Below are 25,597 nucleotides of genomic sequence, written 5' to 3'. Positions count from 1 at the left end.
GATTTGGTCGCTGGCGGGTTTTGTCGGCGGTTGGGGAACGCGTATTTGCTGAACGCGATGGTCAGCGACATCGAAGCCACTTCGAACGGTATTGCGATTCCGTGCGCCTAGGCGCGCGTCGAATCGGACTTTGCAAATCGGACTTCTGAGAAATTTGGACTTCTGAGAAATCGGACTTTCTGGGAATCGGACTTCTGAGAATCGCACTGTGGACTGCAATAACTTCAGGGCTGGAATAAAAGGCGACAGATGAGAAACGGTCAGAACAACAAGCGGATGCGCAACCGGAATAACAACAACAATAACAACAACAATAACCGGCGCGGCCAGAATCCCCTGACACGGGTGTACGAATCGAACGGACCCGACATCAAGATCCGCGGCACGGCCTCCCACGTTGCCGAGAAATACGTTCAGCTGGCGCGCGATGCACGCTCCTCCGGCGATCCGGTGGCAGCCGAAAACTACTACCAGCACGCCGAGCACTACTACCGGATCATCGCGGCCGCACAGGAGCAGTTCCGGCAGAATCAGCAGCAGCCGCGCCCCGACGCCGAGCCGGTCGCGACCGAGGACGGCGACGACGACAGCGACGGCTATTCAAGCTTCGGCCAGGAGCCGGGCTTCGTGCCGCAGCAGCCGCAACCCTTCATGCGCGACAACGGCCAGCAGCCGTACCAGCGCGAGCAGCAGCCGCGCGAGCACCGCGAGCGTGACCAGCAGCAGCCGCGTGAACACCGCGAACGCGAGCATCGTGCGCAGCCGCAATACCAGCCGCAACCGCAGAACCAGCCGCAGCCCGCGATGGCCGATGCCGGCGGCGTCGATCGCCTGCCCTCGTTCATCACCGGCGGCGCGCAGCCGCAGGTCAACGGTGGCGCCTATGAAGGCAACAATGGCGGTGCTGCCGAACGCGGTGAGCGCAGCGAGCGTTTCCCGCGCCGCCGCCGCCGTCCGCACGGTCCGCGCCCCGACATGGCAGCGCAGCCCGCGCCGACCGGCGACGACTTCAATCCGGGCAACGAGTAACGCACCGCGCAGCCACCCTCCCCTGGAGGGGTCGAGACGAGCGAAGCTCGCTCGGGGGTCGTTGCGCATGAAGCGTAGCGGAATGCGTAACGGGGTGGGGTGATCTCTCCAATCGGGCTCCGCCCGCGTTGAAAGATCACCCCACCCCGTTTACGATTCCGAGTGACTGGATTTGCGCGTCGCCGTCGAGGACGGCACCAGCACCGGCCGCAACGACGGGATCAGTTGCGTGCGCTCGCGCCGCGCCGGGATCGCGCGATACACCTGCTTGCTCGCTTCAACGATATGTACGCCGGCGAACGGCATCGACAGCGCCGCGCCGACGCGCTCCCACGCCATCGCCGAGCGCAGGAACCAGCTGCCCTGCACCGGCGGCATGAACAGCGCCTCGCCCCATGACGCTGGTGTGAACCAGGTCTGCCGCAACAGCTGGGTGATCTGCGCCCGTGAATAGGGCCGGCCATGGCCGAACGGCGTGGCGTCGGTGCGCGTCCACACGCCGCGGCGGTTCGGGATGATCGCGATCAGTCGTCCCGACGGCGACAGCACCCGCCACACCTCGCGCAGCAACCGCTCCGGATCGTCGGACATCTCCAGCGCATGCACCAAGAGCACGCGGTCGACCGCGGCATCCGGCAGCGGCATCGAGAATTCGTCGATCAGGGTCGCCAGCGCCGGCCGTCCGGTCGGCCATTTCAGCACGCCCTGGGCCGCCGGCATGAAGGCGATGCAGCGCTCGCAGGTATCGCGGAACAGGCCGAGGTAAGGCGTCGGATAGCCGAGGCCGAGCACGCGCTGGCCTTCCGCGTTCGGCCACCGTGCACGGATGCCGCGGTTGATCAGCTGCCGCGCCACGATGCCGAGGCGCTGCGAATAGAAGTCGCGGAGGTCGATGACGTCCATGGTGCCAGCCTAACATGCCCCCTGCGGCCGGGGAGCGCGGAAAATTGCGTTGCCGCCGGAGCGTTAACGCCATATTTCACACCTATATTGGGCGCGTTAAGAGCATGATCCGAAAAAGCGGGCACCGGTTTTTCGAAAAGATCATGCTCTGAAATGCCCGTCCCGTTTGTTCGTGGAGATATCATGACCGCCGAAATTCGCACCTTCAGCTGCCTCACCGACAATTTCGGGTACCTGATCCACGATCCCGTCACCAAGGCGACCGCGTCGATCGACGCGCCGGAGGCCGGCCCGATCATCAAGGCGCTGGAGCGCGAAGGCTGGACGCTGACCGACATCCTGATCACCCATCACCATGGCGACCATGTCGGCGGCGTCGCCGAGCTGAAGCAGAAATACGGCTGCCGCGTCGTCGCCCCGCACGACCAGTCGGCGAAGATCGCCAATGTCGACCTGCGCGCCGCCAATGCCGATGTGATCAAGGTCGGCAGTCTCCTGGCCCGCGTGGTGGAAACGCCCGGCCATACGCTCGACCATATCTCCTACGTGTTCGACGGCGAGAAAGCGGTGTTCGCCGCCGACACGCTGTTCTCGATCGGCTGCGGCCGGGTGTTCGAAGGCACCTATCCGATGATGTGGGATTCGCTTTTGAAGCTGCGCTCGCTGCCGGACGATTTCCGTCTGTATTGCGGCCACGAATACACCGCCTCCAACGTGAAGTTCGCGCTCACCATCGAGGCCGACAATCCGCATCTGCAGGCCCGCGCCGAGGAAGTGACGAAGCTGCGCGCCGAGAACAAGCCGACGATTCCTGTGCTGCTCGGCGACGAAAAGAAGGCCAACGTGTTCCTGCGCGCCGACGAGCCCGCTGTCGCGGCCAAGCTGCACATGAAGGGCGCCGACCCGGCGCTGGTGTTCGGCGAGCTCCGCGAGCGCAAGAACAAGTCCTGATGTCACAGCTCTCGGCTGTCGACATCATTGCGCGGCTCGACTTGAAGCCGCATCCCGAAGGCGGGCATTATCGCGAGACATTTCGCGACGAGCGCCGTGATGCCGACGGACGCGCGCATTCGACCGCGATCTATTTCCTGCTCGCGCGCGGCGAGCGCTCGCACTGGCACCGCATCGACGCCGTCGAGATGTGGCACTATTACGCGGGCGCACCGCTGACGCTGAAGATCGCGCGGGATGGCGAGCCACAGCACGCGATCACGCTCGGGCCGGATGTCGCGCACGGCGAACAGCCACAGGCGATCGTGCCGGCAGGCGCCTGGCAGGCCGCCGAAAGCAGCGGCGACTGGACGCTGGTCGGTTGTACCGTCGCGCCGGGATTCGAGTTTTCGAAGTTCGAGCTAGCGCCGAAAGGTTGGAAGCCAGCTCGCTAGCTTCGTAGGATGGGTAGAGCGCAGCGAAACCCATCAACTTCTCTCCACGCGGCGAGATGATGGGTTTCGCTGCGCTCTACCCATCCTACGTTCTTTTTCTGAGCACCATGTCTTTCGCCGCGATCAACCCGCCGCCCGCGATCAGGATCGCGGCGATGGCGATGTTGGCGCTGGGCTTGGCAAAGCCCGCCGCGATCAGGAACGCGGTCGAGAGCAGCGGCGTGGCATAGGAAGCGGCGCCGAGCACGCGGATGTCGCCGCGCTTCATGCCGATGTCCCAGGCAAAGAACGCCGCGCCCACCGGACCGATGCCGAGCGCTATGACCGCGAACCATTGCAGCGATGTCGCGGGCCACACCGTGGTCTCCACCATCATGTGCACGGCTGCTGCGAGCACCGCCGTCGCAAGGCAGAAGCCCGCCACCGCATCGGTCGGCACCGCCTTGAGCCGCCGCGACATCACCGAATAGGCCGCCCACACGAACGCCGCGACAAACGCCGCCACAAAGCCTGGAATCTGCGCACTTGTGAAGGCGCCGGTGTTGCCGGCGAACAGCAGCACGGTGCCGGCAAGCCCAAGCAGCGCGCCGACGATGTGATGGATCGCAAGCCGCTCGCCCGGCAGCAGCGAGGAGAACAGCACGATCAGCAGCGGCCAGAGATAATTGAGCAGGCCGGCCTCGGCCGGCGGCGCGAACCGCAGCGCCAGGAAATACAGCGCGTGATAGCCGAACAGCCCGCCGACGCCGACGACCCAGGCGACCAGCGGCTGTTTCAACGCGCCGAAGGCGGCCGGACGCAACAGGAAGCTTGCGAACGCGAACGCGGCGCCGATCGCAAACGTCATGGCGGCGAGCTGGAACGCCGGTATCGCCCCGGTCGCAACCGTCATGACCGACAGCAGCGACCACATCAGGATGGCGGTCAGTCCGACAAGGGTGGCAGTTCGGGTCGTCATTGTCTTATCGTTGCGAGTCAACAGGCTATCACCGTCATCCCCGCGCAAAGGCTTCGCCTTTGTCGCTGGAGGTGCTCGCGTAGCGAGCCTCGAAGGATGCACGGCCCTGCAGCCGCCGCGAGAGAGACCTTGTGTGCGGAAACACCCGGGCCGTCGATCCTTCGAGACGCGCGTTCCGCGCTCCTCAGGATGACGGATTACAGTTCCGAGTGGCTGCCGACAACAGCCCTGCTGATGAAAAGCGCTGCGAAGCAATCCACGCGGCCTCATACCGGAGTGGATTGCTTCGTCGCTAGCGCAAACGCCTGCATTTGTCGCAGGCAATGAATGTAAAAGCGACTAGGCGTGATACTGGCCGCCGTTCACGGTCAGCGTCGAGCCGGTGATGAAACCGGCGTCGTCAGCCGCGAGGAACACCACGGCGCGCGCGATCTCCTCGGGTTCGCCGAGCCGGTTGACCGGAATCTGCGGGATCACGTTCTTCTCGAGCACGTCCTTCGGCACCGCCTGCACCATTTCGGTGTTGATGTAGCCCGGGCAGATCACGTTGACGGTGATGCCGCCCTTGGCGTTCTCCAGCGCCAGCGCCTTGGTGAAGCCGATGTCGCCGGCCTTCGCCGCGGAGTAGTTGACCTGGCCGAACTGGCCCTTCTGGCCGTTGATCGAGGAGATCGAAATGACGCGGCCGAACTTGCGGGCGCGCATGCCCTCGATCACCTGGCGCGTCATGTTGAACAGCGAGCCGAGGTTGGTGTTGATCACGGCATTCCACTGCTCGAGCGTCATCTTGTGGAAGGCGGTGTCCTTGGTGATACCGGCATTGTTGACGAGTACGTCGACCGGGCCGAGATCGGCCTCGACCTGCTTCACGCCGGCCGCGCAGGCGTCGAACGATGAGACGTCCCACTTGTAGACGGGAATCCCGCTCTCCGCCTTGAACTTCTCCGCCGCGGCGTCATTGCCGGCGTAGCTTGCCGCCACCTTGTAGCCCGCCGCTTTCAGCGCCTTGCTGATCGCAGCTCCAATGCCCCGCGTTCCGCCCGTCACCAATGCAACACGTGCCATGTCCGTTTCCTCCTTGGCCGTCTTTTATAACCGGATAACTCCGGCCTACGCACTCACAACGAAGCGCGATGGGATCGTCGCGCTTCAGCTCCCTTTTTGAGCATGATCCTTTCGGAAAACCGCTTCACACTTTGCGCTAACGCGGCCCTCCGGGTCCGGATCATGCTCTCGAAACAAAAATGCCCGGCGCAAAGCCGGGCATCTTTTCTATCAGTTCGCGTCACGGTTGACAGATGATCTTTTCATCACCTAGCCGGCCTCGCTGCCTTTTGTTCAGTCGCGTGCAACGCACATAGCGATACCCATGCCGCCGCCGATGCACAGCGTCGCGAGGCCCTTCTTGGCATCGCGCTTCTGCATCTCGTGCAGCAGCGTCACCAGCACGCGCGCACCCGACGCGCCGACCGGATGGCCGATCGCGATCGCGCCGCCATTGACGTTGACCTTGGCCGGATCCCAGCCGAGGTCCTTGTTGACCGCGCAGGCCTGCGCGGCGAACGCCTCGTTGGCCTCGATCAGATCGAGGTCGGCGATGTTCCAGCCGGCCTTCTTCAGCGCCGTGCGCGAAGCGGGGATCGGGCCGGTACCCATGATCTTGGGGTCGACGCCGGCCTGGCCCCACGAGACGATGCGGGCGAGCACCTTCTTGCCCTGCTTGGCGGCTTCCTTGGCGGTCATCAGCACGACGGCGGCGGCGCCGTCATTGATGCCCGAGGCGTTGCCGGCGGTCACGGTGCCGTCCTTCTCGAAGGCGGCGCGGAGCTTGGCCATCGCGTCGAGCGTGGCGCCATGGCGCGGATACTCGTCGGCGTCGACCACGATATCGCCCTTGCGGGACTTGATGGTGACCGGGACGATCTCGTCCTTGAACCTGCCGGCCTTCTGCGCCGCCTCGGCCTTGTTCTGCGAACCGACCGCGAACTCGTCCTGCTGCGAACGGGTGATCTGGTACTGCTTGGCGACGTTCTCGGCGGTGTTGCCCATATGGTAGCCGTTGAAGGCATCCCACAGGCCGTCCTTGATCATGGTGTCGATCAGTTCGAGGCCGCCCATCTTGACGCCGCCGCGCAGATATTGCGCATGCGGGGCCATGCTCATGGATTCCTGGCCGCCCGCGACGACGATCGACGAATCGCCGTTGAGCAGCGCCTGGTAGCCGAGCGCCACCGTGCGCAGGCCTGAGCCGCAGAGCTGGTTGACGCCCCAGGCCGGGCTTTCCACCGGGATGCCGGCGGCGATCGAGGCCTGGCGGGCCGGGTTCTGGCCCTGCGCCGCGGTCAGGATCTGGCCCATGATGACTTCGGAGACCTGACCACCCTCGACGCCGGCACGCTCCAGCGCCGCCTTGATGGCGATCGCGCCGAGGTCGTGGGCCGGCGTGGTGGCAAACGCGCCGTTGAAGCTACCGACGGGGGTGCGGGCGGCGCTGACGATGACGACATCGTCTGACATGGACATCTCCTATGGTTGTAGCTGGGTTTCTCGACGGCGGGCGGCCGGTTTGGCGGGCCTGTCTCTTGGTGACTATCCTGTAAACCTCGTCGGGACATGTCAATCGCGCTGACGCGCAAAACGCGCCGCGGCGCACTCAAAATGACGCTCTTGGCACATTCCTGAGCAAATCCTATGCTTTGGAATTAACCGCAAAGCACAAAACGGTAGCCGAAGCGCTTTGAAAATGCTTACCTTTGCTGCGATGCGTTGCATTTTGCCCTGCGGCGATGCCGTGGGGTTCCAGGTTCTTCGGTGTTGAAGTGAGAGCCCATGGCAAAATCTGAACAACCGACCACGATCAAGAAATACGCGAACCGGCGGCTCTATAATACCGGTACGAGCACCTACGTGACGCTCGAGGATCTCGCGGCGATGGTGAAGGAAGGCGAGGATTTCCTCGTCTACGACGCAAAGACCGGCGATGACATTACCCGCTCCGTGCTCGCGCAAATCATCTTCGAGCAGGAGAACAAGGCCGGACAGAACCTGCTGCCGACCACGTTCCTGCGCCAGCTGATCCGGTTCTACGGCGACAGCATGCAGATGGTGGTGCCGAAATATCTCGAACAGTCGATCGAGACGCTGACCAAGGAACAGGAGAAATTCCGCAAGCAGATCGCGGGTGCCCTGAGCGGCACGCCGTTTGCGCCCTTGGAAGAGCAGGTCCGCCGCAACATGGAGCTGTTCCAGCAGACCTTCTCGATGTTCAAGCCGTTCGTGCCGCAGCGCGGCGGCACGGAGACCGAGAAGGTGCCGGAGCCGACACCTGACGACGGCAACATCGACGACCTGCGCCGCCAGATGAAGGACATGCAGGAGCGCCTCGAGCGCATGTCGCAGCCGGCGAAGAAGGACGAGTAGGTCTTCGCTTCGGCGCAATACGTTCAGCTTCGTGATCCGTCACCCTGAGGAGCGCGCAAAGCGCGCGTCTCGATGGGTCGACGGCCACCTGCTGGGCCGTGCATCCTTCGAGACGCCGCTTCGCGGCTCCTCAGGATGACGGGTCTTGCAGTGCAGGCCGACTAGCCCGCAGCCGGCACGGCCTTCTCCGCCGGCGCGTTCCACGGCCGGTCCGGCGAGGCGAGGCCGATCAGGCGGCCCTGGATGAAGTCGCAGCCCCATTCGCGCAGCATCACGGCGGCTTCCTCGTCCTGCACCCATTCGGCGACCGTCTTGATCTCAAGGCGGCGCGCAAGATCGATCAACGTTTGCACGAAGGCGCGGTCGTCGGCCGAGCGCACGATGTTCTGCACGAAGGCGCCGTCGATTTTGACAATATCGACGCCGAGCTTGCGCAAGTTGCGGAAAGAGGTGTAGCCGGCACCGAAATCGTCGATCGCGATCCGGCTGCCGAAATTCTTCAGCCGGGTGACGAAGCCGCGGACGTCGTCGATGTCCTGGATCGCGACCGTCTCGGTGATCTCGACGATCAGCCGCTCGCCGACGCCGGGATGCGCGCGCATCAAGGATTCGATCGTGGCCCACCAGTCCGGATCCATCGTGGTGTCGGGCGAGATGTTGAGGCTGAGCTGTACGCCGGGAGCTGAAGCGAGCTCTGCGATCGCAAGCTCCAGCACGCGGTGATCGACCAGCCGGATCAGGCCGAGCCGTTCGGCGACCGGCACGATGTCGGGCGCCAGCAACGCCCGGCCGTCGTCCTGCTCCATGCGGACCAGGCACTCGTAGAACGACGGCTGCCGCGAGCGGGCATCGACCACCGGCTCGAAGCCGATCACGATGCGGCGCTCGTTCAGCGCGGTGACGATCTCGTCGGTGACGCGGATGTTGACGCGGCGCTGCGCATCGCGCTCGACATTCGGCTTCCACAGCGCGAACGATCCGGCGCGGCGGCTCTTGGCGGCATCCAGCGTCTCCTGGGCGCGATTGACCGCCTCCTCCGCCGACTTCGCATGACGCGGGAGGGTGACGGCGCCGATCGATGCCGTCACCGACACCGGGCCTGACTTGGTCGGCACCACCTCGTCGCGCACCGCGGCGAGGAAGCGCTCGGCCGCGACATTGGTGTCGTCGACGGTGCAGTTGCGCAGGATCAGGCCGAACTTGTTGCCGGAGAAGCGGCCGAGCATGTCGCCGCTGCGCAGCCGGGCGCGAATCCGCTTCGCCACCTCGGCGATGACGGCGTCCGCGACGTCGAAGCCGAAGGCATCGTTGACGCGTGCCAGATGATCGATGCCGATCAGCATGAAGGCGCAGGAGGTGCGGAAGCGGGCGCACTCCTCGATGCTCTCGGCGAGCGAGGCGACCAGATGGGTGCGGTTGAGCTCGCCCGTCAGCGGATCGTGCCGCGACAGCTTCAAGAGCTGCTCGTCGCGGGCGTGCCTTTCATTGTTGACGCGGACGACGCCCTGCACGCGCGCCGGCCGGCCGTCGGCGCCGGCAAACCAGCAGCCGGTCTCCTCGATCCAGATCACCGGCGCCGAGGTGATGGCCCGTACGCCGTACTCGATCCGGTAAGGCACCGGCTCCCCGCTCCGCGCCGGCGCGGTCTGGCCGAGCGCGTCGACGCGAATGGTGCGCGACGGCTCGATCAGCTTTGCGAGCTCACTGCCGCTCGCAAGCGCCGCGTCCGGGATATCCGGGAAGACCGTCGCCACATTGTCGCTCCAGGCGATCGCGTCGCTCGCCAGGTCCCAGGCGAATGTCGCTTGGCCGAGCGAGGCGAGAATGCTGGCAGCTGGCGGGACAGGGGGCATCGAACGTGTCTCGATTTGGGACGGCACCCGGTGATTCTGTACGCTCTCAAGATAGTGGTTCCGGCGAATCCAACGCTAGGAGAAGTTGATAAATAATCTGGAAACCACGTTTTCGACTGCCGCGGAACGAACTGGGGATGGCGGGCATGACCCTTGCCATGAGGGTGTTGCAGAGGGACGCGACGTCCCAAACTATGACGCTCCAACGGGTCGCAGGCGATGCTCGATATCGATCAGTCAGAGGTCCTCGACGGCGAGTTCACCGACACTGCCGCCGTGACCAGCACGGCGCTGGTGCCGCTGGCCGTGACCACCCATTGGGCGCCCAAGATCCCGCTGCCCCACGCGGACCCTTCCTTTCTGGCTCACTTGATCGCGACTGCTGCGCACGAACCGCAGACGCGCGGGCTGCGGCGTGGGTCATTGGCCGACGCGCAGACCGCCTACGGCCCGCATTTCGACGAACGCCGTAGCGTTGCGCGGCGCACCCGGCAAATCATCTAGCAAATCATCGCGCGATCAGTGGGCCTTGACCGGCCGGCTGCCGTGGCTGTCCTGCGGCACGCCGCGGCGCAGCGACATGTGGGAGTGGATGCCGAGCCAGCGCCCGTCGGCCTGACGCGCGAGGATGATCGTTGCCCGCCCCGGCCGGTCGAAGCGGCTGCCGTCCGGATTGAAGCCGGTGCTGGTCCACGGCGTGATCACCGTCGCCATGCCGCCATCGGCGCTGATCAGCACCTCCGTGTGCGCGAGATCGAAGGCGAAATCCGCGGTGCGGGGCCAGACGTTATCCCACTGCATCTCGGTCCAGCGCGCGCGGCCGTGGATCAGCTCCTGATAGGTGCCGAACGAGATGATGTCCGAATGCCAGAACGGACGCGCGGCAGCATAGTCGACCGCCCTGACGCAGGCGGCAAACCGCTCGAGCCAGTCGAAGATCGATCGGGTGGTGGTCGGATCGGCGATCGGAAGGGGCGCGTCTTGGCTCATGGCTCCCCCGAAAACGCGCTAGCGCTGCGGCGCGTCCGACGGCGGCTGGCCGCCCGGCTGCAGATCCGGCGAGGTGACGGTGGGCTTTGGCGCGGACTGATCGAGCAGCACGGATTCGGCGACCGACGTCGCCGAAGGAACTGGCGGGGCCGGCGGCGGCGCAGCGGGCGCAGGAGCAGCGACAGGCGCGGGTTCGGGCCGCGGCGTGGGCTGCGCGACAGGCGCGGGCTGCGGAGCCTCGGGCTGCGATTTGCTGACGCTCGGTGCCGGTGCCGCAGGCGCGACCACCGCGCGACGGCGCGTGCGCAGCGCAATTCCGGAAATGAAATCGACCAACGCCAGCAGCGTCAGCAGGCAATAGGTCGAGTTGCCGAATTTCGGCCAGAGCACGAATTCGGCGGCGGCCGCGCCGAACACGATCAGCGACAGCAGATGGTCGGTGAGATATTTCGCGCCGGGGCGCGCGCCCTTGATGACCTCGAGCAGCAACAGCAGCACGCCGGCGGCAAGCAGCATGTCACTGAGCGTGATCTGCCACTGCTCGCCCGACAGCAATGTCAGCCTGATCAGCGGGTCCGTGAAAGACACGCCGGGCATCAGGAAGGCGATGATGTTGTAGACCGCGAGCGGAACGAGCAGCAGCGGAAAACCGACCATCGGGGCTTGCGCCTTATTCAGGGAGAACCAGCAATGCGGCGAGGCTCATTGGCTTCGCCGCGGGCGCGCCCGTCTTGACCGCACTCGTTGGCCGAATTCAGGCGCAGCGCCGCTTTGATGAGAGCATGACCTCCGCGCAAACGCATTTTGCGTTTGTCGCGAGGGAAAACCGCTACGCACTTTTCCGGGTCATGCTCGCGCCTGCGGGCGCGGCAGCCGAAGGTCCGATCAGGACTCTTTCTTGGCCTTCAGAACCTGACGGCCCTTGTACATGCCGGTCTTCAGGTCGAGGTGGTGCGGACGGCGCAGCTCGCCGGAGTCCTTGTCCTCGACATAGGTCGGGGTCTTGATCGCATCGGCCGAACGGCGCATGCCACGGCGCGACGGCGAGGTTTTTCTTCTGGGAACGGCCATGACGGTGTCCTCTAGGGTGTTGCGGAGGCATCGTCCGAAATGCGGACGGGCTCAGCGCTTCGAAGCGCAAGCTGCGATGCCGGTAAGGCCGCGCTTATAGAGGAAGGCACTCCGTAAAGCTAGGGCCGCAGGCAGCAAAAAGCGCCCGAAATCGCGCTCAATCGCCGCGATTTTCGCGCCAGCAGCGCGTCACGGTATTGGCCCGAGCGATATAGGTTCCGGACAGCCTGCGCACCCCCGGACCCGGGTTCCGGGCGCTTCTTTTGACCGGATTTGGCAGAATCGCCGCCAGAAGCGCGGCTTCCCGGGGCGACAGCGCCGCGGCGGAGCGACCGAAGGCATATTGGGCGCCCGCTTCGGCGCCAAATTGCCCTGATGGGCCCATTTCCGCGATGTTGAGGTAGATTTCCAGGATCCGCTGCTTCGGCAGCACGAAGTCGATCCAGAGCGCCAGCGGCAGTTCCAGCCCCTTGCGGATCACGCTGCGGCCGGACCACAGGAACAGGTTCTTGGCCACCTGCTGGGTGATGGTCGAGCCGCCGCGGGCCACCTCGCCGTCCTCGGCATCGTCGAGCGCCTCGCGCAGCGCGCCCCAATCGATGCCCCGGTGCTTGCAGAAATGGGCATCCTCCGAGCCGACCACGGACCGCGGCAGATAGGGCGATATCGCGCCGAAATCGACCCAATGCCGTGTGACCGGGGCCCCGCGCAGGCTCCGCCACGCCATCAGGGCCGAAACTGGCTGACCGGTGCGGTAGAACGGCGTCACCAGATAGGGCAGCAACAGCACGGCCAGCAAAAGCAGCAATAAAATTCGGACAATGCGCAAAACGAGGGTTCCCGGGGAGGACCTCTTCAGCAAGGATTTAGCACCTGCCCGCCAGGAGACAGCCGGCATCGTCAGACGTCTGTCGGATAATTCACGGTTTTTCCAGCACTTTTAAGGCGCGAATCCGCTGCAGGGTGGAATTGACGAAGCCGATCTCATCAACGATTGTCCGGCCGAAAATCGATCTGGAGCAATTCTTAATGACGACCGGTACTGCAGAGTTTTCCAAGCGGCTGGACCAGACCGCGGAGGATACCGAAGCCCTGCTCGCAAAACTGCTGTCCGACGCGACCGAGAGCGACGAGATCGTGCGCCCGAAGCGGCTGATCGAGGCGATGCGCTATTCGAGCCTCGGCGGCGGCAAGCGGTTGCGGCCGTTCCTGGTGGTCGAGAGCGCCGCGGTATTCGGCATACCCCGCGAATCCGCGCTGCTGGTCGGCGCCGCGCTCGAATGCATCCACTGCTACTCGCTGATCCATGACGATCTGCCGGCGATGGACAATTCCGATCTGCGCCGCGGCCGCCCGACCCTGCACAAGGCCTATGACGACGCCACCGCGATCCTCGCCGGCGACGCGCTGCTGACGATCGCCTTCGACATCATCACCCGCGATGCGATCCACAGGGATGCCCAGGTCCGCCTGCTGCTGACCCGCGCGCTGGCGCGCGCCTCCGGGGTCGGCGGCATGGCCGGCGGCCAGATCCTCGACCTTGCCGGCGAAGGCCGCTTCGGCGATCGCGAGCCGGTCGACGTCGCCCGCCTGCAGCAGATGAAGACCGGCGCGCTGCTCCGCTTCGGCTGCATCGCCGGCGCGATCCTCGGCCAAGCCTCGCAGAAGGAATACCAGGCGCTCGACGATTACGGCAAAGCGCTCGGCGAGGCGTTCCAGATCGCCGACGACCTGCTCGACGTCGAGGGCGATGCTGCCGCACTCGGCAAGCCCGCCGGCGCTGACGCTGCGCTCGGCAAGACCACCTTCGTCACCCAACTCGGCATCGATGGCGCCAAGCAGCGCGTGCGCGACCTGCTGGCGCGCGCCGACGCCGCACTGTCGGTATTCGGCGATCGGGGCGACGTGCTGCGCGCAGCCGCCCGCTTCGTCGCCGATCGCAAGAACTAGCGGAAAGCAAAGCGCGAAATGAACAGGGAGTTCGACGACCGCCTTGTTCGTTTCCGCAAGCTGCCGATGCCGGTCCGCGTGGTGGTGGGCCGGCCGCGCACCTTCACTTCGATCGTGGTCGGCATCGTCGTTGCGCTGTTGATACCCGGCTCGCTACGCCTCGTCACGCGCCTGCTCGCCGGCTGGGATGCCTTCGCCGCGCTCTATCTCGTGCTCGCCTATGTGATGATGCTGCGCTGTGGCGTCGCCCACATCAAGCGCAGCGCCATATTGCAGGACGACGGCCGTTTCCTGATCCTGCTGCTGACCGCGTTCGGCGCGCTGGCGAGCCTGTTGGCCATCGTGTTCGAACTCGGCGCATCCAAGGGCAGCCCGGCCGGACTGGCGGTGGCGATCGTCACCATCACGCTGTCATGGGCGGTGGTCCACACCGCATTCGCGCTGCACTACGCCCATGAATTCTATCGCGGCAAGACACCCGGCGGATTGCAGTTTCCGAGCGGCGATGAGCATGCCGACGCCGACTACTGGGACTTCGTCTATTTCTCGTTCGTGATCGGCATGACCGCGCAGGTCTCCGATGTCGGCATCACCGACAAGATCATCCGCCGCACCGCGACCGTGCACGGCATCATCTCGTTCGTGTTCAACACCGCGCTGCTGGCGCTGATGGTGAACATCGCGGCGAGCGCGATCTAGCGCGTTTTCAATTTGGATCGAACGATTCGGCCACGGGCTTCGCTTCACCTCTCCCCAACGGGGAGAGGTCGATTTGCGCAGCAAATCGGGTGAGGGGCCGCAGCGCTACCGAGAGACCGCAATCCCTCACCCGGCGCTGCGCGCCGACCTCTCCCAAGGGAGAGGTGAAGTACCGCTGCGGCTCCAGCTCAACCTAATCTCCCCATGCCCTAATTGCAGACCTCGACATTGCCGGTGTTGCCGCCGGGGCCGCCGCCGCCGCGGTACTCGAGATGGCAGCCGCGCCTGACCGGCCGGCACAGATAGGCATCGCACATGATCTGACCGCTGCCGTCGCCTTCCGCCCTGGCACGGCCCTGCGGGCGCGGAATGGCCGCGGACGGGACCTGCGGCTCGCGCTGCGGATTGAAGGCGCGTTCGCGCTCGCGGCGCGACGGCCGCTCGTCGCCGTCGCGCTTGGCGACCGGCTTCCGCTCGCGCCGCTTCTCGCATTCATTGTCGTCGTTGAGGAACGAGCCCTCGGCGCACACGATCCTGGTGCAGCGATCGCCGTCGGCCTTGTAGCCGCGCTCGCAGACCAGCGGGCAGACGCGGGACTGCTTCAGCTTGACGGCATCGAGGGTGTCGACGCTGGCGGCCTTGATGTCGAGCTTGGTGCCGGCATAACGGTTGAACAGCGTCAGCGAGCGCTGCGACGCCGCGTTCCAGTCGCCATCGACGGCGCCGGTCAGGCAGCCGACGCGGCGCAATTCGGTCTGCACCGATTTGACCACATCGGCCTCGGGCGAACCGGTCGCCAGGGCAGCCACGGTCGTGCTCTTCTCAGGGGAAGCCGGCGGGGCTGACGGAGCGGCCGCAGCCTGCGTTGCCGGCTGATCGGGAGCCGCCTTGCTCGCCGCGGCGCGATCGGCGAGCGCCGCATCCGCCTGACGCTTCTGCTCGGCGGCCGTGGCCTGCTCCTGCGCGACCTGCTTGGCCCGTTCGGCGGCAAGACGCGCCGCTTCGGCGGCCTTCGCGTCGGCCTCGGCCTTCGCCTGCTGCGCTTTCTGCGCGCCCTCGGCGGCGAGCCGTGCACGCTCCTGCTCGGCCAGACGCGCCTTCTCGGTGGCGGCGACGCGCGCATCCTCGGCGGCGAACTTCTCGAGCTGCAACCTGGCGAGGTTGGCGTAATAGCCATTCGGATATTGGGCGAGGAAAGCGTTCATCGCGCTTCTGTTGCCGATCTGAAGCGCCAGCTCGTAGTCGCGGCGGGCTTCGGACTGCGGCGTCGGCGCGGGTGCCGTGGGCGCGGCGGCAGCGGCGGGCGGCGCCGGCTTGGCCGGGGCCGGCACCAGCGGCACGTCCTCGCCGCCGAGCGAGCCATAGACGAACGGCTCCTGGCGGTTGTTGGTGGTCTTCAGCACGTCGTCGCGGACATAGCCGAAGGCGCGACGGACATCGAGACCGGGGGTCGGAAGGAACTTCGACAGCGCGATCGTGAACGGGCTGTTCTTGCCGTCGCCGTCGGCCGCCGTAGAGCCGGCCTTCGCCGAATAGGCGATCAGCACATTGGGGCTGGTCGGTTCGACCTTGGCGAGACCCTGCCCGATCGCCCGGGTCGCCAGCGTCCGCTTCATGGTCTTGGCGAACGGGTTGTCGCGGCAGGCATCGAGGATCACCAGCCGCAGCTTCCGCGCCGGCTCGATCGCGACCAGGATGCGGTCGAGCGAAAGCGCCTCATCATAGACGTCGGTATCGCGCTCCAACCTGGCATCGACCGGGATCAGGTAATTGGCACCGTCCACCTCGATGCCGTGGCCGGCGTAGTAGACCAGCGCGATGTCGGCATCGCGAGCGAGGTCGGCGAATTCGCGCAGCGCGCGGCGGGTCTCGACGGCCGGCAGGTCCTTGCGGAAGTCGACCGCGTCGAAGCCGGCATTCTTCAGCGTCGCGGCCATCACCGAGGCATCGTTGACCGGGTTGGCGAGCGGCGCTGTGTTCCGATAGGCCGAATTGCCAAGCACCAGCGCCACGCGCTTCTCGGCGAAGGCCGGCTGGCAGACGATCAGCAGAAAGGCCGCGACGGCGAGCAGCAAGCGATTCAAGTTCAAGAACCCAGACCCGTTCATGGCGACACTCTGGCCGTTTTGTAGCATGCAGGTCCGTCTAGCAGAATCAAGCGCGGCACTTTGTGAGACGCCTCACGATCCGCGCCGGCGTGGACCATGCCATCCTGACTGTTAGTCGACGAAACCGAGCGCCGGTTCGGATTTGGCCGGGCACGCGTTTTCGTGCACGATCCGGGCAACGAGAACAGACGCACGGAGGACGTGATGCAGGGCACAAGCGCGGCGGTTCCATCCGCCAGGGCCGGCACGGTCGGCGCCATGGTCCGAAACCTCCTCGTCCTCGCGCTGCTGGCCGGCTGCGCCGCAGGCTGTGGCCTGGTCGACGCCGTGTTCGATGGCTTCAAGCACGCCAAGGCCGTGGAGAACGATCTGGTTGCGATGGTCGGGGTCAAACCGGCGGTCGGGTTCAACTGGCACAATGGCCGGCTCACGTCGGTGACCGTCACCTTCCCCCACCTGCTGCAGGACAAGCCGTTGCAGGAACTTGCCGACGCCGCGCGCACCGCGGTCGGCAGGGAGTTCAAGCAGCGCGCCGACGACGTCGTGCTCGCCTTCTCGCTGGGGCCGTCCGAGACGTCAGCGGCACAAGCGGACCAAGCTCAGAACAAGAACCTGCCTTGAGCGGATTTATTCCCCGCCATTTATTCCCCGTCTTGCGTCACGTGCTCCTGATATTGCGGCAGGTCGTCCAGGATCGCGTACCACGGCGCCTTGGAGCCGACGAAGATATGCGCGGTCGGCCGGATCGAAGGCGCATCGCGCAGCGTCCCCAACGTGACATGGACATAAGCGCCGTTACGGACCTGCGAATAGAGCAGCGACCCGCAGCGGCCGCAATGCGCGTCGTGGGTGATCTCATCGCCATAAATCAGGAGACCGTCGGCGCCGCGCGTGACGGCAAACTTTTCGCGCACGATCCCCGCGAACGGCTTGAACGCCGATCCCGTGGTGCGCCGGCAGTTCGAGCAGTGACAATTCAGCGCATAGGCAAACGCGTCGGCCACCTCGTAGCGCACGTCACGGCAGAAGCATTCGCCGGTCAGAATGCGATCGTGCGAATTTGCGTTGGAATTTTCAGATGCAGTCACAACTTGGCCCTCACGTGGAATTTTATCGCCGGCCATGGCGCAATCCGGCGGATCATGCCTAAATCCTAGCAGCCAAAACCCTGCCGGGAGGACCAACCAATGAACCAAGATCGATCCACCGTCGAAAAGGTCGTGCAAACCTATTTCGACGGCCTCTATGAGAGCAATGCCGACAAGCTCGCCGAAGCCTTTCATCCAAGCGCGGACCTGCGCTGGGTTGAGAAGGGCGAGCTGAAGGTCCTGACCGTGCCGGATTGGCTCGCTTTGGTGCGCAAGCGCACGTCGGCGAAGGCCGAAGGCAAGCCGCGCGAGGACTTCATCGTCACCATCGACCGCTCCGACGACAACACCGCCTTCATCAAGGTGCGTTGCCAGCTGCCGCCGCGCTATTTCACCGACTACCTTGTCGCCATGAAGCTCGCCGACGGCTGGCAGATCGTCTCGAAGTCCTACCGCTACGACCTCAAGGACTGACCGGCGGTCCACCCCGTCTCCACGACGGCTTTGTGACACATGCAAGAACATGATGCGTTTCCAAGGAATCGCATCATGTTCTCATCTCTTTGTTTTGAGCATGAACTTTTCGGAAAACCGGTTTCCACTTTTCCGGATCATGCTCAAGCGGTCCGGCTCCGGCCGGACCGCATTGACTGGCGCTGGTTTCCGGGCGAATTGAGCCCGTTATGGAAGCCAAATTTCAGATCTTTCTCACCTTGCTCGGCGTACTGGCGGGAACCGCCCTGGTTGCGCGGCGGACCGATATCGCGCCGGCGATCCTGCTGCTCTTGGTCGGCGTGGTGCTGGCCTTCGTGCCGGGCATGCCGTCGCTGGAACTGCCGCCCGAGCTGGTGCTGCTGGTGGTGCTGCCGCCGCTGATCTATTCGGCGAGCGTCGCGATGAGCTGGCGCGAGTTCAAGGCCAATCTGCGGCCGATCATCCTGCTGTCGGTCGGCTGCGTGATCTTCACCGCCTTCCTGGTCGCGGCCGCGACCCACTATCTGATCGGCCTGCCGTGGAGCACAGGCTTCCTGCTCGGGGCGATCGTCGCGCCGCCGGACGTGGTCGCGCCGCTGGCGATCGCGCGCAAGCTCGGCATGCCCAGGCGCATCCTGGTGATCCTCGAGGGCGAAGGGCTCGCCAACGACGCGACCGCGCTGATCCTCTACCGCTTTGCGCTCGCCGCCATCACCACCGGGCTGTTCTCGCTGCCGAAGGCGACCGGCACGTTCTTCGTCATCGTTGCCGGCGAGATCGCGTTCGGCACCGCGGTCGGCTGGCTCAGCCTGCGCGCCCGCCGCAGAGCCCGCGATCCCCAGGTCGAGATCACGCTGTCGCTGATCACGCCCTATCTCGCCTACTGGATCCCCGAGCATTTCGGCGGCAGCGGCGTGATCGCGACCGTCGCCTGCGGGCTCTATATGAGCTGGAACGGACCGCTATTGATCTCGGCCGCGACGCGCCTGCAGGGCATCTTCTTCTGGGACTTGATCATCTATCTGATCGAGGGCCTGCTGTTCCTGTTGACCGGCTTCCAGATGCGCTCGCTCTACGAGAAGTCGAAGTCGTTTCCGCTGGACGACATCCTGACCGCCACCGTGCTGGTCGCCGTCATCGTGATCGTTGCGCGCTTCCTCTGGGTGTTCCCCGGCACCTATCTGCCGCGCTGGCTCAGCAGGCAGCTGCGCGACCGCGATCCGCTGCCGTCGTGGCGGGCGGTGTTCGTGGTGGCCTTCACCGGCGTGCGCGGCGCGGTCTCGCTGGCCGCGGCGCTGGCGCTGCCGCTGACGCTGCCGAGCGGCGAAGCCTTCCCGTATCGCGACCTGATCCTGTTCGTTGCCTTCGGCGTGATCTTCGTGACACTGGTCGGGCTCGGCCTCACCCTGCCGCCGGTGGTGCGCTGGCTCGGCCTCGCCAGGGACGGACGCAGCGAGCACGTCGCCGAGCACGAGCAGGAAATCGCGGCGCGGCGCGAGGCGCTGAACGCCGCACTGAAGTCGCTCGATGCCATCACCGACGACCGCGAGCTCTCCGACGAGGTGGTCAAGCTGTTGCGCTCACGGCACGAGATCCGCATCAACCAGCTGCCCGACTCGCTCGACCCCGACAAGCACGACACCTCCGCCACCGGCACCGAGTTGACGCGGGAGCTGATCTCCTCCGAGCGCAAGTTCATCCACATGCTGCTGCGCGACGGCAAGATCACCGACGAGACCCGGCGCCGCATCGAGCGCGACCTCGATCTGGAGGAGGCGAGCCTGTCGAACAGGGAGTATCGGAGGATTCCGCTCTGACCCGATGTCGTCCCGGGCAAGCGAAGCGCGACCCGGGACCGATAACCACAAGGACCAACTGGTTTGCGAAGCTGGAGCCACAGCGCGTTTCAACAACTGCATCCTGTGGTTATGGGTCCCTGCTTTCGCAGGGACGACGGTCAAATTTACTCCGCCGCGGGAGGATTCCGCTGTAGCGCGGGATCTCTCCACGCGTCGTCCCGGCCTAGTGCGCAATTGCGCACGGGGGCAGGGACCCATTACCACAAATGCCAATTGGTTGGCGAAGCTGGGGCCACAGCGTGTTTCAACAACTGCGCCCTGTGGCTATGGGTCCCGGCCTTCGCCGGGACGACAGCTACTCCGCAGCCGCGTTCTGCCCGGGACCGCCGACGAAGCCGGCGGGATCGCCGAACCGTTCGACCATCACGGCGGTGAGATCCTTGGTCTTGCTGGTGACGCAGGCGCCGGAGCGCACGGTGTAGCGATCCTGGTGCGCGACATGCGGCGGCGCCTCGCCGTTTTGCAGCGCGCGGGCCGCCTCCATCATGAGCTTGCGGAAATGCATGATGCCGAGATCGGTCGGGCCGAGATGCTCGCGGGTGCGGTCGGCGATCGGGCCCTGGCTGTCCTGCACCGCGGCGTCCTGCTCGGAGACGCCCTTGATGCCGGTATAGCTCTTGGTCCGCTGCAGCTTGCGATCGATCAGATAGTCGTTTGCCTTGTTGCGCAGCGGCACGTAGTTCTCGTCCACCACGGCCATCACGCCATTGCCGTTGGCGTAGCCTTCGCGTTCGGCGTCGGTCAGCGGCCGGTGCGGATTCCAGGCATAGGTGTAGATCCAGCAATTGGTGTCGGTGACCGGCACGAAGGTCTGGCCGAACATGTTCTCGCCCGGCATCGAGCTCGGCGCGTAGCTGTGGAACGGCATCAGGAACTGGGCGATCCGCCAATAGATGTTGTCGCTGCCGGTGAGCCGGCCGCCGGCCACCGTGAGGCCGGCCTCATGCGGATTGATCTTGATCACCGGCCGCGGGTCCTCGGCGATCCAGCGCATGTGGTCGGTCGCGACCCGGGTCAGCGGATTGACGAAATGCTTCTTGATGTCGAGGATCTCGTTCTCCTCCTTCTCGAAGGAGAGATGCGCGAAGGTGAAATGCGCGGTGTCGATCGAGCCTTCCGCCGCCTGCACCCAATTGCAGTCCTGCCACTTCTTGGTGACGAAGCGGTGTGAGGCCGGCAGCAGCGCCATCTCCAGCGCGGGCAATTCGGGCATCTGATCGGCCGGACCCATATAGGCCCAGATCATCTCGCCCCATTCACGCACCGGATAGGACTTGATGCGGATCAGGTCCTTGGCGTTGAGGTCCGGATAGGAGGTCGGCATGTCGACGCAGCGGCCGTCGGTATCGAACTTCCAGCCGTGATAGACGCAGCGGATGCCGCATTCCTCGTTGCGGCCGAGCCAGAGATTGGCGCCGCGATGCGGGCAGTACTGATCGATGATTCCGACCACGCCCCTCGAGTCGCGGAACGCGAGCAGCTCCTCGCCCATCACAACGATCTTCTTCGGGTCGCTGTCGGGCTCCGGCAGTTCTTCCGACAGCAGCACCGGAATCCAGAACCGGCGCAGCAGTTCGCCCATTCCCGTTCCCGATCCGGCTTCGGTGAGGAACTTGTTGTCTTCGGCGCGGAGCATGGCGTTTCCCCGGGAGTTGTTTTTGATTTTCCCGGAGCTTGGCGTAGCGGATGCGGAACGTCAATGCGATTGGCTGCGCGGCCGGCAGCCCTGCCCCGCGAGTCCTTTGGTTTGCGCCCGTCTTCTGCGCAGCAAGCCGCGCCGGCTGAAAGGCAGTTCAGGGCCGGCTGGCCCTCCGGCTCACGGCTTCACGTACGCCCATCCCTTCTCCTGCAATTCCATCACGCGCACGACGCCGGACTTCACGACTTCCGCCTGCTTGATGATCGGGATGGACTTGTTCTCGGCCTTCTGCATCTTCTCCTGGGTATTGCCGCAGGCCTTGAACGACACCTCGGGTGTACTGAGGGCCATTTCCTCGATGCGCGCCTTCACCGGCGACGTATCCTCGCGCAGCATGTGCAGGCCCGGGCCGAACGTGACCACCTCGATCTTCACCTTTTCGCCGAGCCCCTTGTAATACTCGGCGACGTTGGTTGCGTTGTTGAGCGAGAGATTCATGGCAGCAGGATCATTGGAGTTCACCTGCAGGATCAGATGATGCTCCTTTCCTTTCGGCGCCGCCGGATTGTGCATGCGGGCAAAGGCGGAGCGCTTGCGCGTTTCGGCGGTGGCTCGCGACGTTTCAGGTTTTCGGGCGTCGCTCACCGCGTAAGTCGCGGACTGCGCGGCCGGCACCCAGTATTTTCCGCCTTGCTGGGCCGCCGCAAACGGCGTCGACGCCAGCACCGCGACCGCGGCAATCGCCATGAATTTCGCTACAGATTCAAAATTGCACATCAAGCATCTCCATCTCGAAAAATCGGCAAGCACACTTTCTCAATTGCTGGGCCTTGCGACGGCGAGCGGCCATTTGCAGACCGCAGCCATCCTCGCGCGCATCGCGTCCAGCCCCGCGAGCGAGAATGTTGCATCATGGGCAGCCCCGGCACCGCGTGAGAGGTGGACGGCAAGCACCGCGTTATCGGGCAGCGATTGCAGCAGGCGAACCACATCGCCGGCGACGGCGACGCCGGAACCAGCCGCCGGCACGGTTGCCGCGACCTGCACCGGCGCACCGTCATTGATGCGATAGGAAATCGCATAGCCGTCGCCGCGGCCCGAGAGTGCGGGTCCCGCAAAGGACAATTCGGTCCGCCCGCCGCGACAGCGGATCGACAGCTTCACGGACGCATCGACCGAATCGGACGTCGTCGCGGTAGCGATCGGCGAATAATCGACCGGCGACGTCGTCTCGCTGATGGTCCAACGATTAGCTTTCGACGCTTCGCGGCGAGCCGGTGCGGCGGTATGCGACAGCTTGTCGAGGCACTCCAGCCGCGCTTCACGTTCGAGCTGCGAACAGGCTCGCAGCTGTGCCATGGGATCTGTCATGGTATCTTCCACCCCTTGCGCCAGGGCAACGCCGTTGATGACGGCGATTGCCACAACAAGCGGGGCGGAAAGCCTGGTCATTGCGATGCCCGTGCCGTCGACGTCTGCCGATCGAGCCACGCCTGCGCGGCAGGAAAGCGCGCGAGGCCGGGCACGGTCGCTCCGAGGTTGATCGATTTCCATTTCGGATCGAAGCCGGGTCCCTGCAGCTTGTCGATCCGCGAGAACAGATGGTCGACGAAACGCGCGACGCGCTGGAAGCGGTTCGAGTTGGCCGGCCAATTGAAGGCGACGAGGGCGGTCGGGACGGCGATCGTGGCGACATGATCGCCCTGCTTGATCAGATTTGGGTAATCGGCCGCATCGAGCGCCGCCGGCAGATAATAGTCCTCGAACTTGCTGTCATACGGGACCGGCAGGAACTTGAAGCCCGACTCAAACCGGCCTTTCACAAATGCATCGACCGGCTTCGAGGTGATGAAGACGACGGCCGCCATGTCGCCCTTCCGCATCTGCTCGAGCGCGACCTGATGCGGAATGAACGTCTTCTCGATATCGATACCGAGGCGACTGAAGATCAGCGGACCTGAATAGGCTGCGGCCGTACCTTGATTGTTGAAGTTCACCTTCTTGCCGGCGAGGTCGCTCAGACTCTTGATCTCCGGCCGAACGAAGACATGCAGTTCGGATGGAAACAGATTCAGGACATAGGTGATCCGCCGCTGGATGTCCGGCACCTGGCTCTTGTATTCCTCGAGCGCGTCGGAATTGATGATCGCCGCATCGATGCCGCGCAGATACAGCAGCGAGTTCAGATTCTCCGCGGCCCCCCGCGTCACCACCGGCAGGACGTGCAGATTGTCGCCGTCATCGGCCACGCGGGCCATCTCCGCGGCGAGGCGGATCGGCGCGCCCTCGAGTAGGCCGCCGGCGAGGCCCACCGTCCAGGCATTCATCGCCAGGGCTTCAGGCCTGGGCTGCTGGGGCGGCTCGGCCCGGACCACGCGCGCCTTGTGTGGCTGGGCATGTTGCGGCCGCGCATCCGCCGGGGGCGGCTGCAGCGCCGGGAGCAGCGACATCAGGCCCGCAAGCAGCAGCGGGCGAAATCCGATCAACCTTTTCATCGAGCAGCTCCTTTGCACGACATTGCGCCGGCGCGTCCGTCCTTGCTGCGCGGATCGTTTGATCAACGCAGCGCCTCGAATCGCGCCTTGGCCTCCTTGATTCCGCCGGCTTCGGCCTTGGCGTAGAGATCGCGCGCCTTGGCCGCATCGCCACGCGTTCCATAGGTTCCCCAGTTCGAGAGGGTCAGCGGATCATAGGTTTCCGCCAGCGCGAAGCTTGCCTGGGCGCTGCCCGTCTCGGCGACGCTTTCCAGCACGACCCGCGCCCCCCCGATGTCTCCCCGCTCCAGCAGCAAGCGCGCCCGCGCCAGCAGTCTCGCCTCCTGCGCACCGTCAGTGGCGGTCTCGACATTGCCCGCGGTTGGCGTCGCTACAGCGCGGTTCTCGGCCGGCGCCGGAGCGCTCGCCGCCGCCTCCTGCACGGAGCGGCCGGCGTTGCCGGTGGTGGCGACCTGAGATACGGCGGGCGTCACTTTGGCCGCGAACGCAGCAATGTCGCGGCGCGCCGAAGCAAGATCCCGCTCCAATTGCTCGGCCTTGCCACGCTCCCTCTGCAACAGGCTGCGCTGCTCGGCCGCGGCCTGCTCCGCGGCCTGCTTCATCCCGGCGGCTTGCAGGTTCGCTTCGGCTGCCCGCTTGGCCTGCGCGTCGAGTTCGCTTTTCTTTGTTGCGAGATCACGCGCCAGCGCTTCAACCCGCTGCTGCTCTCGCTGGAGGGATTGTCGCAGCTCGGCTGTTTCGCTTGACTCTGCCTGCTTGCGCTTTGCTGCCTCGTCGCCGGCTTGGGCTGCCTGCGCCTCGTAGGCGTAGACTTTGCTGCGCGCCGTCGACAGATCGCGCGCCAGTGCATCGCCCCTCTCGTGCTCCTTCTGCATCGATCGGCGCAGTTCCGCAGCGCCGGCTTCCGCTGCAAGCTTTGCCTTGGCTAATTCGTCGCTCGCCTTGACCGCTTGCGCTGATTGCGTTTCCACGTCACGGCGAGCCGCCGCGAGATCCAGCTCCAGCCGCGAGGCCCGCTCGTGCTCCTGCTCCAGCGACTTCTGCCGGTCCGCACCGCTTTGCGAGGCCTGCTTCAACTTCGTCGCCTCATCGCTTGCCTTGGTCGCCAGCGCTGATTGCGTTTCCACGTCGCGACGAGCTGCCGCAAGGTCCTTCTCCAACCGCGCCGCCCGCTCATGCTCCTGCGCCAGAGACTTCTGCAGGTCCACGGCGCCGCCTTGCGAGGCCTCCTTCAGCCGGGCCGCTTCGTCTTTTGCCTTGGCCGCGAGCGCTGTTTGCGCTTCCGCGTCGCGACGCGCCGCCGCGAGGTCCTGCTCCAGTTTTGCGGCCCGCTTCTGCTCCTGCTCCAGCGGCTTCTGCGAGTCCGACGCGCCGCTTTCCGAAGCCTTCTTCAGTCGCGCCGTTTCATCGCTCGCCTTGGCCGCCAGCGCGGTTTGCGTCTCCACGTCACGGCGTGCCGCCGCAAGGTCCTTCTCCAGTTTCACGGCCCGCTCGTGCTCCTGCGCCAGCGACTTTTGCGAGTCGGCAACGCCGCTTTCCGAAGCCTTCTTCAGCCGCGCCGTTTCATCGCTCGCCTTGGCCGCCAGCGCGGTTTGCGTCTCCACGTCACGGCGTGCCGCCGCAAGGTCCTTCTCCAGTTTCGCGGCCCGCTCGTGCTCCTGCGCCAGCGACTTCTG

At 65.2% G+C, this 25,597-nt stretch carries 26 protein-coding genes; 10 read left to right on the top strand and 16 right to left on the bottom strand.

Features of this window, described 5'->3' with window-relative positions; all coding sequences use genetic code 11:
* Positions 1–249: 249 nt before the first annotated feature.
* Positions 250–1,029, top strand: coding sequence for a DUF4167 domain-containing protein (locus FBZ93_RS13795; protein WP_146986464.1), 780 nt, complete (start codon positions 250–252; stop codon positions 1,027–1,029).
* A 150-nt stretch (positions 1,030–1,179) separates the two neighbouring features.
* On the opposite strand, the gene FBZ93_RS13790 is transcribed toward FBZ93_RS13795, so the two are convergent.
* Positions 1,180–1,932 (bottom strand): class I SAM-dependent methyltransferase, encoded by a 753-nt coding sequence (locus tag FBZ93_RS13790; protein ID WP_074132158.1) that lies wholly within the window; start codon positions 1,930–1,932, stop codon positions 1,180–1,182.
* 183 nt (positions 1,933–2,115) lie between these two features.
* Here FBZ93_RS13790 and gloB point away from each other — a divergent pair, with 183 nt between their 5' ends.
* Together gloB and FBZ93_RS13780 are read left to right on the top strand one after the other, a co-directional pair.
* Positions 2,116–2,883 (top strand): hydroxyacylglutathione hydrolase, encoded by a 768-nt coding sequence (gene gloB / locus FBZ93_RS13785; protein WP_146986463.1) that lies wholly within the window; start codon positions 2,116–2,118, stop codon positions 2,881–2,883.
* The gene (locus tag FBZ93_RS13780) at positions 2,883–3,317 is read left to right on the top strand and encodes a cupin domain-containing protein (RefSeq protein WP_146986462.1); all 435 of its coding nucleotides are present in this window, start codon (positions 2,883–2,885) and stop codon (positions 3,315–3,317) included. The genes gloB and FBZ93_RS13780 overlap by 1 nt, the downstream gene beginning before the upstream one ends.
* Positions 3,318–3,402: 85 nt before the next feature.
* Here FBZ93_RS13780 and yddG read toward each other — a convergent pair whose 3' ends face one another.
* The 3 genes from yddG to FBZ93_RS13765 form a co-directional block, all read right to left on the bottom strand.
* On the bottom strand, positions 3,403–4,275 hold the full coding sequence (yddG, locus tag FBZ93_RS13775) for an aromatic amino acid exporter YddG (RefSeq protein ID WP_146986461.1): 873 nt from the start codon (positions 4,273–4,275) through the stop codon (positions 3,403–3,405).
* A 339-nt stretch (positions 4,276–4,614) separates the two neighbouring features.
* A complete protein-coding gene (phbB, locus tag FBZ93_RS13770; protein ID WP_050425845.1) occupies positions 4,615–5,340 on the bottom strand; it encodes an acetoacetyl-CoA reductase in 726 nt (241 codons plus the stop codon).
* A gap of 273 nt (positions 5,341–5,613) precedes the next feature.
* Positions 5,614–6,792, bottom strand: coding sequence for an acetyl-CoA C-acetyltransferase (locus FBZ93_RS13765; protein ID WP_146986460.1), 1,179 nt, complete (start codon positions 6,790–6,792; stop codon positions 5,614–5,616).
* A 312-nt stretch (positions 6,793–7,104) separates the two neighbouring features.
* On the opposite strand from FBZ93_RS13765, the gene phaR reads away from it, so the two are divergent.
* Positions 7,105–7,695 carry a polyhydroxyalkanoate synthesis repressor PhaR gene (gene phaR, locus FBZ93_RS13760; protein WP_050404779.1) on the top strand — a complete coding sequence of 197 codons (591 nt, stop codon included), beginning with the start codon at positions 7,105–7,107 and terminating at the stop codon, positions 7,693–7,695.
* 161 nt (positions 7,696–7,856) lie between these two features.
* Here phaR and FBZ93_RS13755 read toward each other — a convergent pair whose 3' ends face one another.
* Positions 7,857–9,548, bottom strand: coding sequence for a putative bifunctional diguanylate cyclase/phosphodiesterase (locus FBZ93_RS13755; RefSeq protein ID WP_146986459.1), 1,692 nt, complete (start codon positions 9,546–9,548; stop codon positions 7,857–7,859).
* Positions 9,549–9,767: 219 nt separating this feature from the next.
* On the opposite strand from FBZ93_RS13755, the gene FBZ93_RS13750 reads away from it, so the two are divergent.
* Positions 9,768–10,052: a hypothetical protein gene (locus FBZ93_RS13750; protein ID WP_146986458.1), complete on the top strand. Its 285-nt coding sequence runs from the start codon at positions 9,768–9,770 to the stop codon at positions 10,050–10,052.
* A gap of 15 nt (positions 10,053–10,067) precedes the next feature.
* Here the strand turns inward: FBZ93_RS13750 and FBZ93_RS13745 are convergent, their stop codons facing one another.
* From FBZ93_RS13745 to mtgA, 4 genes are all read right to left on the bottom strand, one after another.
* Positions 10,068–10,538, bottom strand: coding sequence for a YybH family protein (locus FBZ93_RS13745; RefSeq protein ID WP_146986457.1), 471 nt, complete (start codon positions 10,536–10,538; stop codon positions 10,068–10,070).
* Between the two features lie 18 nt (positions 10,539–10,556).
* Positions 10,557–11,195 carry a hypothetical protein gene (locus FBZ93_RS13740; protein ID WP_146986456.1) on the bottom strand — a complete coding sequence of 213 codons (639 nt, stop codon included), beginning with the start codon at positions 11,193–11,195 and terminating at the stop codon, positions 10,557–10,559.
* Positions 11,196–11,423: 228 nt separating this feature from the next.
* The gene (rpmF, locus tag FBZ93_RS13735; protein ID WP_021077536.1) at positions 11,424–11,609 is read right to left on the bottom strand and encodes a 50S ribosomal protein L32; all 186 of its coding nucleotides are present in this window, start codon (positions 11,607–11,609) and stop codon (positions 11,424–11,426) included.
* A gap of 157 nt (positions 11,610–11,766) precedes the next feature.
* Positions 11,767–12,438, bottom strand: coding sequence for a monofunctional biosynthetic peptidoglycan transglycosylase (gene mtgA, locus FBZ93_RS13730; protein ID WP_146986610.1), 672 nt, complete (start codon positions 12,436–12,438; stop codon positions 11,767–11,769).
* Positions 12,439–12,638: 200 nt separating this feature from the next.
* On the opposite strand from mtgA, the gene FBZ93_RS13725 reads away from it, so the two are divergent.
* Positions 12,639–13,559, top strand: coding sequence for a polyprenyl synthetase family protein (locus tag FBZ93_RS13725; protein WP_050425858.1), 921 nt, complete (start codon positions 12,639–12,641; stop codon positions 13,557–13,559).
* 18 nt (positions 13,560–13,577) lie between these two features.
* Positions 13,578–14,258 carry a DUF1345 domain-containing protein gene (locus FBZ93_RS13720; protein ID WP_146986455.1) on the top strand — a complete coding sequence of 227 codons (681 nt, stop codon included), beginning with the start codon at positions 13,578–13,580 and terminating at the stop codon, positions 14,256–14,258.
* Between the two features lie 209 nt (positions 14,259–14,467).
* On the opposite strand, the gene FBZ93_RS13710 is transcribed toward FBZ93_RS13720, so the two are convergent.
* The gene (locus FBZ93_RS13710) at positions 14,468–16,366 is read right to left on the bottom strand and encodes a caspase family protein (RefSeq protein WP_146986454.1); all 1,899 of its coding nucleotides are present in this window, start codon (positions 16,364–16,366) and stop codon (positions 14,468–14,470) included.
* A 204-nt stretch (positions 16,367–16,570) separates the two neighbouring features.
* On the opposite strand from FBZ93_RS13710, the gene FBZ93_RS13705 reads away from it, so the two are divergent.
* Positions 16,571–16,987, top strand: coding sequence for a hypothetical protein (locus tag FBZ93_RS13705; RefSeq protein WP_246667465.1), 417 nt, complete (start codon positions 16,571–16,573; stop codon positions 16,985–16,987).
* Between the two features lie 20 nt (positions 16,988–17,007).
* Here FBZ93_RS13705 and FBZ93_RS13700 read toward each other — a convergent pair whose 3' ends face one another.
* Entirely contained in the window at positions 17,008–17,454 is a 447-nt protein-coding gene (locus tag FBZ93_RS13700; RefSeq protein ID WP_167529030.1) for a GFA family protein, read from the bottom strand.
* 99 nt (positions 17,455–17,553) lie between these two features.
* Between FBZ93_RS13700 and FBZ93_RS13695 the strand changes: the two genes are divergently transcribed.
* Together FBZ93_RS13695 and FBZ93_RS13690 are read left to right on the top strand one after the other, a co-directional pair.
* A complete protein-coding gene (locus FBZ93_RS13695) occupies positions 17,554–17,928 on the top strand; it encodes a nuclear transport factor 2 family protein (RefSeq protein ID WP_146986453.1) in 375 nt (124 codons plus the stop codon).
* A 209-nt stretch (positions 17,929–18,137) separates the two neighbouring features.
* The gene (locus tag FBZ93_RS13690; protein WP_146986452.1) at positions 18,138–19,745 is read left to right on the top strand and encodes a Na+/H+ antiporter; all 1,608 of its coding nucleotides are present in this window, start codon (positions 18,138–18,140) and stop codon (positions 19,743–19,745) included.
* A gap of 337 nt (positions 19,746–20,082) precedes the next feature.
* Here the strand turns inward: FBZ93_RS13690 and FBZ93_RS13685 are convergent, their stop codons facing one another.
* The 5 genes from FBZ93_RS13685 to FBZ93_RS13665 form a co-directional block, all read right to left on the bottom strand.
* Positions 20,083–21,423 carry a Rieske 2Fe-2S domain-containing protein gene (locus FBZ93_RS13685; protein ID WP_146986451.1) on the bottom strand — a complete coding sequence of 447 codons (1,341 nt, stop codon included), beginning with the start codon at positions 21,421–21,423 and terminating at the stop codon, positions 20,083–20,085.
* 180 nt (positions 21,424–21,603) lie between these two features.
* A complete protein-coding gene (locus tag FBZ93_RS13680; protein WP_146986450.1) occupies positions 21,604–22,203 on the bottom strand; it encodes a DsrE family protein in 600 nt (199 codons plus the stop codon).
* A gap of 39 nt (positions 22,204–22,242) precedes the next feature.
* Positions 22,243–22,797 carry a hypothetical protein gene (locus FBZ93_RS13675; protein WP_246667464.1) on the bottom strand — a complete coding sequence of 185 codons (555 nt, stop codon included), beginning with the start codon at positions 22,795–22,797 and terminating at the stop codon, positions 22,243–22,245.
* 77 nt (positions 22,798–22,874) lie between these two features.
* The gene (locus tag FBZ93_RS13670; protein WP_146986449.1) at positions 22,875–23,921 is read right to left on the bottom strand and encodes a TAXI family TRAP transporter solute-binding subunit; all 1,047 of its coding nucleotides are present in this window, start codon (positions 23,919–23,921) and stop codon (positions 22,875–22,877) included.
* A 62-nt stretch (positions 23,922–23,983) separates the two neighbouring features.
* On the bottom strand, positions 23,984–25,597 hold a 1,614-nt coding region (locus FBZ93_RS13665; RefSeq protein WP_167529029.1), incomplete at its 5' end, for a hypothetical protein.

This window comes from Bradyrhizobium macuxiense, from assembly GCF_007993935.1.
GTDB classification, from domain to species: Bacteria; Pseudomonadota; Alphaproteobacteria; order Rhizobiales; family Xanthobacteraceae; genus Bradyrhizobium; species Bradyrhizobium macuxiense_A.
This window is presented reverse-complemented; position numbering and strand designations above follow the sequence as displayed.

What these genes read in the sequence shown, in the direction of transcription:
- FBZ93_RS13795 (WP_146986464.1), top strand. Translation starts at nt 250, where the DNA reads ATGAGAAACGGTCAGAACAACAAGCGGATGCGCAACCGGAATAACAAC.
- FBZ93_RS13790 (WP_074132158.1), bottom strand. Translation starts at nt 1,932, where the DNA reads ATGGACGTCATCGACCTCCGCGACTTCTATTCGCAGCGCCTCGGCATC.
- gloB (WP_146986463.1), top strand. Translation starts at nt 2,116, where the DNA reads ATGACCGCCGAAATTCGCACCTTCAGCTGCCTCACCGACAATTTCGGG.
- FBZ93_RS13780 (WP_146986462.1), top strand. Translation starts at nt 2,883, where the DNA reads ATGTCACAGCTCTCGGCTGTCGACATCATTGCGCGGCTCGACTTGAAG.
- yddG (WP_146986461.1), bottom strand. Translation starts at nt 4,275, where the DNA reads ATGACGACCCGAACTGCCACCCTTGTCGGACTGACCGCCATCCTGATG.
- phbB (WP_050425845.1), bottom strand. Translation starts at nt 5,340, where the DNA reads ATGGCACGTGTTGCATTGGTGACGGGCGGAACGCGGGGCATTGGAGCT.
- FBZ93_RS13765 (WP_146986460.1), bottom strand. Translation starts at nt 6,792, where the DNA reads ATGTCAGACGATGTCGTCATCGTCAGCGCCGCCCGCACCCCCGTCGGT.
- phaR (WP_050404779.1), top strand. Translation starts at nt 7,105, where the DNA reads ATGGCAAAATCTGAACAACCGACCACGATCAAGAAATACGCGAACCGG.
- FBZ93_RS13755 (WP_146986459.1), bottom strand. Translation starts at nt 9,548, where the DNA reads ATGCCCCCTGTCCCGCCAGCTGCCAGCATTCTCGCCTCGCTCGGCCAA.
- FBZ93_RS13750 (WP_146986458.1), top strand. Translation starts at nt 9,768, where the DNA reads ATGCTCGATATCGATCAGTCAGAGGTCCTCGACGGCGAGTTCACCGAC.
- FBZ93_RS13745 (WP_146986457.1), bottom strand. Translation starts at nt 10,538, where the DNA reads ATGAGCCAAGACGCGCCCCTTCCGATCGCCGATCCGACCACCACCCGA.
- FBZ93_RS13740 (WP_146986456.1), bottom strand. Translation starts at nt 11,195, where the DNA reads ATGGTCGGTTTTCCGCTGCTGCTCGTTCCGCTCGCGGTCTACAACATC.
- rpmF (WP_021077536.1), bottom strand. Translation starts at nt 11,609, where the DNA reads ATGGCCGTTCCCAGAAGAAAAACCTCGCCGTCGCGCCGTGGCATGCGC.
- FBZ93_RS13725 (WP_050425858.1), top strand. Translation starts at nt 12,639, where the DNA reads ATGACGACCGGTACTGCAGAGTTTTCCAAGCGGCTGGACCAGACCGCG.
- FBZ93_RS13720 (WP_146986455.1), top strand. Translation starts at nt 13,578, where the DNA reads ATGAACAGGGAGTTCGACGACCGCCTTGTTCGTTTCCGCAAGCTGCCG.
- FBZ93_RS13710 (WP_146986454.1), bottom strand. Translation starts at nt 16,366, where the DNA reads ATGAACGGGTCTGGGTTCTTGAACTTGAATCGCTTGCTGCTCGCCGTC.
- FBZ93_RS13705 (WP_246667465.1), top strand. Translation starts at nt 16,571, where the DNA reads ATGCAGGGCACAAGCGCGGCGGTTCCATCCGCCAGGGCCGGCACGGTC.
- FBZ93_RS13695 (WP_146986453.1), top strand. Translation starts at nt 17,554, where the DNA reads ATGAACCAAGATCGATCCACCGTCGAAAAGGTCGTGCAAACCTATTTC.
- FBZ93_RS13690 (WP_146986452.1), top strand. Translation starts at nt 18,138, where the DNA reads ATGGAAGCCAAATTTCAGATCTTTCTCACCTTGCTCGGCGTACTGGCG.
- FBZ93_RS13685 (WP_146986451.1), bottom strand. Translation starts at nt 21,423, where the DNA reads ATGCTCCGCGCCGAAGACAACAAGTTCCTCACCGAAGCCGGATCGGGA.
- FBZ93_RS13680 (WP_146986450.1), bottom strand. Translation starts at nt 22,203, where the DNA reads ATGTGCAATTTTGAATCTGTAGCGAAATTCATGGCGATTGCCGCGGTC.
- FBZ93_RS13675 (WP_246667464.1), bottom strand. Translation starts at nt 22,797, where the DNA reads ATGACAGATCCCATGGCACAGCTGCGAGCCTGTTCGCAGCTCGAACGT.
- FBZ93_RS13670 (WP_146986449.1), bottom strand. Translation starts at nt 23,921, where the DNA reads ATGAAAAGGTTGATCGGATTTCGCCCGCTGCTGCTTGCGGGCCTGATG.